The organism is Clostridium sp., assembly GCF_051656525.1.
In the GTDB taxonomy this organism is placed as follows: Bacteria; Bacillota; Clostridia; order Clostridiales; family Clostridiaceae; genus Clostridium.
On record NZ_JBOGCC010000357.1, the window covers coordinates 1 to 5,281 of the forward strand.

Consider the following 5,281-nt stretch of genomic DNA (forward strand, 5'->3'; position numbering starts at 1 on the left):
TACAAAAAATATCCTATAACTCCTCCCATTGTATTGAAAATAATATCATTTATTTCAAAGAATCTAACTGTATTTGGAATTACTAATGATACTATTAATTGAGTAACTTCTATGAATATACTAATTAACAAAAACATTATAGTAATTTTTTTAAAACTTCTATTATAATAATATCCAAAAAACATTCCACAAGGAATTAAAAGACAAATATTCCCTACAATTAAGTACCAACAATATTGAAGACCGCCATTAGCTATGTATTGATTTATACTCCATATTGGATCTAACCATATTTTTGGTAACCGAAAATTAAACTTTTCACCAAAACCAATAATAATAGGAAAATATACTCTTGAGGCTACAAATATTAAATACATTTTAAAAGCAAAATCTATACACCATTTTTTGTTATCATCACTATCCATATATTTATCTTGAGTAAATATTTTTTTAGTTATGCATAAAAATAAACATAAACTTAATACACAAAATCCAATCTTTTCATTTATTATTACCATACATTCTCACTTTTCCCACTCCCAAAATATTCATTTATAGTATATATTATACACATTTTTTGATTTTTTAATCAATTATTTATTGTTTTAATTTATCTATATGTTAAGATACATAGCTTTAATTCTTAACCTTATTTAAGCTCTAAATTTAGTATCTTCCTCTCTATTTCTTCTATTTTCTCCAAATCTATGATGTAAATTTTTACTCCTATCTTGTTAAAATTTTTTCAGAAAATTCTTGATATTCGATAAAATTTAAATTGAATTTCATTAAAAAACATATTTTAATATAATATATAAAATAATACTAAGATAAGGGGAAATACTAAATCTACTTTAATACAATAAAATTAGGAGTACAGTATGATTAGAAGTTTTAAATTTACAAAGGATAAGTTAGCTCTTATTCTAATTATCATTTTATCTGCAATTTTAAATTTTTGGAATTTATGTATAGAAGGTTTTGGAAATGAGTTTTATGCAGCTGGTGTTAAGAGTATGCTTACAAGTGGAAAAAATTTTTTCTTTTTATCTTTTGACCCTACTGGATACATAACAATGGATAAACCTCCTATTGGTCTTTGGATTCAAGGATTGTTTGCTAAAATATTTGGTTTTCATGGTTGGAGTATAATACTTCCTCAAGCTATTGCAGGAGTTTTATCTGTAATTTTATTATATTACTTAATGAAGAAATATTTTGGCATATGGGTAGGCTTAGTTTCAGCCTTAGCTTTAGCAATAACCCCAGTAGTTGTTGCTGCAAGTAGAAACAATACTATAGATAATCTATTACTTTTAACTACATTAATAGCAAGTTATTTTGCTATTAAATCTGCTACAACAGGAAAGTTAAAGTACTTAATTATTTGTGTTATTTGGATGGCAATAGGTTTTAACATAAAAATGGTTGAAGCATTTTTAATTTTACCTGCAGTTTATTTTATATACTTCTTATCAAATAAACTAACCTTAAAAAGAAAAATACTAAATTTAATTTTAGGAAGTTTAATTCTTATAATCTTATCATTATCATGGGGCTTTATTGTAGATATGGTTCCGGCAAAAGATAGACCTTTTGTTGGAAGTAGTACTGATAATAGTGTTATTGAGCTTATGATAGGACATAATGGATTACAAAGATTAGGCGTATACTCTAAATTAAATGGTGGCTCATTCTTACCAAGTCAAATGATAAAAAATAATACTTCCTCAGCTCAAACTGTAGTTGATGAAAAAGGTAATGCAGCACCTGTAAGTAATCATGGTAGAGGCATTATGAGATTACTCTCTCCAAACTCTATGTCAGATCAAATTATTTGGTTTATACCTTTTGCACTTCTTGGAATATTAGTAGGACTAATTAAAGAAAAAAATATCTTTAAATTTACTAATAAAAGAAAAGTTGCACTTTTATATCTCCTTTCTTGGTTTATACCAGACTTTATATATTTTAGTTTTTCAGGAGGTATAGCACATACTTATTATTTAACTATTTTAGCTGCACCTATAGCAGCCTTAGCTTCAATTGGAATAATCTATTCAGGAAAATTATATACAGAAAGCAAGAAGAAATCAGTATTTTTAGGTTTAGGATTTTTACTAACAATCTTCTTCCAAGGAAGAATGCTTATTTATTACAATGAAAACCTAACAGAAACCTTAAAAATAATTTCTTTTGGAGCACTTTTAATTACATTTATATCAATTGGAATTATTCTATTATTTAGAAATATAGATTCTAAGTTTAAGAAACCTTTATTTATAATTGGAATATTAGGAATTATGACAATTCCATTAATAGGCTCAGGGGCAACACTTAAATATCCTTTAGATGGAAATGCAGCAGAAGCAGGACTTCAATTATTACCAGATAAAAATATTCAAGAAGTCTCTCCAAATGCTTTAATAGAAAAAAATATTCCAAAACTTATAAACTATTTAGAAAAACATGAAACTGGAGAAAAATACTTATTAGTAACACCAACATCAATAGATACATCCCCATATGCTGAAAAAATTATACTACAATCTAAAAAATCAGTTATGGCACTTGGTGGTTTCTCTGGTGCTGATAATGTAGTAACTTTACCACAATTTAAAGAAATGGTTAAAAAGGGACAGATAAAATATGTTTTAGTACAAAACATAACACTTAGTCCAAACAATCAAGAAATAATGAACTGGGTTAAATCTACTGGAACTTTAATCCCTAGAAGAGACTGGGAAAACATAAATAATAATGATATGAATACAAATCTATATAAAGTAAACTAAAATAATCCCAATAGAATTTAATTTTTCTATTGGGATTATTTCATTACCTAGCTCTTAAAATCTATTACCAAACTGCCTTTTACTTTTAAACTCTTTCTGCATTAAAAACATATGATGTTGGATTTACAACTTGTATCTGTCCTTGTCCTAATATAATCATACAATTGTTTACAGATTGTTGTGAGTTTACCTGTAATATTGTAATATACTGATTATCATTTAAATAATGTCCTGCATCACCTGGATTTCCAAATACAACATCATTACCCATTTTTTGGACTGAATAAGTTGGATTTTTTATTGTTACATTATTAACCTTAAATACATTAGGCTCTATTACTATTGTTTTTCCTGTTAAAACTTCATTTTTTCCATTAGTATCTATAGGATTTGCTGTTTGATTTGTTACTTTCCAAGTTCCAGCAATATTATACTGTTCTAATATATTTGATTTATTAGTATTTTGATTACTTTCTTTCTTTGGCTCTGCCTTACTTGTTGATGTATTTTTATTACTAGTTTCAGTTTTATTAACTGGCACATTTTTATTTCCTACTTCTGTTTTATTAGATGCTGACTTTGATGGTGAAATTTCTTCACCTTTTGAATTTACAAAAGTTATATAATTTCCATCTATCCATCCTACTTTATTACCTATTGATACTTTATACCAATTTCCTTCTTTAGCTAATATTGTAACTGCTTCATTATTAACTAACTTCCCTACAACAGAACTTCCCATTCCAGCTCCACTTCTTACATTTAAATATCCACCTTGAATATTTATATATCCGTACTCTGGATTATTATAAACTATCTCTTGTGGCTTATTACTGGCCTGCTTACTATTACTATTTGTATTATTATTAGTTACTGTTACATTTGACGTATTATTTTTTGTCTCTTGACTACTTGTATTACTTGATGATACATTACTTTGTATTTCTCCACCTTTTTGCATAAAATCGTTATAAACATATCCTGTTTGATTATTTACATTAACTTTAAGCCACTGTCCTTCTTGTCCTACAACTTGAACATTTGCACCATCTCTAAGCGTAGTTAAAAGTCCAGAATGAACATCTGGTTGTTGTCTCACATTTAAATCAGTAGTTACATGAATTACATGTTCTATCTCATTTAATTTTACTAACTGACTTCCTATTCCACTTTTAACTACAGTTAAATCTGATTTTGGTATAGACCCTGTAGCTCCATATTGAGTTATTATACTATAATTATTTCCATTTTCTCCTGTAATAACTGCCATATCATATTTATTTGCAGTTCCATTTGAGAGCTGCACAGTAGTATTTACAACAGCTTTTTGAATATTACTATTACTAGAATCTACACTATATGATCCATTATTATTAAGTGGTTGTGCACTAGCCATCATTACTGGTGTAACTCCCATTACTGAAACCATAATTCCTGCTGAAATAAGTATTTTTGTAATTTTATCTTTTTTCATTTGTAAAAACTCCTCTTTTTTGAATATTTTAGCTTTTTATTAAATTATATTCCTTATTTTTTTAACTTTCAATTCCATATTTTCTCTTTTTCACAAAAATATAGTGAAGTTTTTATGTACAAAAAAAAAGTGATACACTAAGTACCACTTTTTACTTTATTTAAAATACTACAGCTCCATCAACTGATAATATTTCACCACTTATATAACTTGCCATATCTGAAGCTAAGAATAAAAATGCATTTGCAATATCTTCAGCAGTCCCCATTCTGTTTAATGGAATACCTTTAGCAATATTCTCTATAATATTTTTATCAAGTGCTGCTACCATATCTGTTTCAATTACACCTGGTGCAACTGCATTAACACGAATTCCATAAGGTCCAAGCTCTCTTGCTAAAGACTTAGTTAATCCATTTACAGCAAATTTTGATGTTGGATATCCAACTCCAGTTTTTTGTCCATATAAACTAACAATAGAACTTGTATTTAAAACAACTCCTGATTTTTGATCTTTCATTATTTCAACAACAGCTTTTGTGCAATTAAATACAGCTTGAATATTTATATCCATAACCTTAGTAAAATCCTCTACTGTTTGATTAAAGATTGATTTATCATCACTTACACCTGCATTATTTATAAGTACATCTATTTGGCCCCATTTAGAAAGAACCCCATCTACCATTTCTTTTACTGAGGATTCATCTAATAAATTAGGATAAAAACCAACAACATCATACTTAGGATTAATTGCGCTTAATTCCTCTAAAGCCTTATCAACTGTTTCTTTCCTTGAACCACATAAAGCAACCTTAGCACCATTATCTAAGAATTTTTTTACAGACTCAAAACCAATTCCTCTAGTACCACCTGTTATAATTACAACTTTTTCTTTAATACTGTTAGATAAATTATTCATATTACATCACCTCTTACTAGTATTGTATAATAAATTTCATTATTTTCTCCTCTAAAATACAAATTTAATAGTTTAATAATATTCTCCATT

General features: G+C 27.3%; 4 protein-coding genes. 1 reads left to right on the top strand and 3 read right to left on the bottom strand.

The annotated features are described in order from the left end of the window. On the bottom strand, nucleotides 1-518 hold a 518-nt coding region (locus ACRDDY_RS17415; protein ID WP_438566194.1), incomplete at its 3' end, for a VanZ family protein. A 363-nt stretch (nucleotides 519-881) separates the two neighbouring features. Between ACRDDY_RS17415 and ACRDDY_RS17420 the strand changes: the two genes are divergently transcribed. Further along, nucleotides 882-2,795, top strand: a complete 1,914-nt coding sequence (locus tag ACRDDY_RS17420; protein WP_438566195.1) for a glycosyltransferase family 39 protein — start codon at nucleotides 882-884, stop codon at nucleotides 2,793-2,795. A gap of 85 nt (nucleotides 2,796-2,880) precedes the next feature. Here ACRDDY_RS17420 and ACRDDY_RS17425 read toward each other — a convergent pair whose 3' ends face one another. Together ACRDDY_RS17425 and ACRDDY_RS17430 are read right to left on the bottom strand one after the other, a co-directional pair. After that, nucleotides 2,881-4,269 (bottom strand): SH3 domain-containing protein, encoded by a 1,389-nt coding sequence (locus tag ACRDDY_RS17425; RefSeq protein WP_438566196.1) that lies wholly within the window; start codon nucleotides 4,267-4,269, stop codon nucleotides 2,881-2,883. Nucleotides 4,270-4,429: 160 nt separating this feature from the next. After that, entirely contained in the window at nucleotides 4,430-5,191 is a 762-nt protein-coding gene (locus tag ACRDDY_RS17430) for an SDR family NAD(P)-dependent oxidoreductase (RefSeq protein ID WP_438566197.1), read from the bottom strand. Nucleotides 5,192-5,281: the final 90 nt, after the last annotated feature.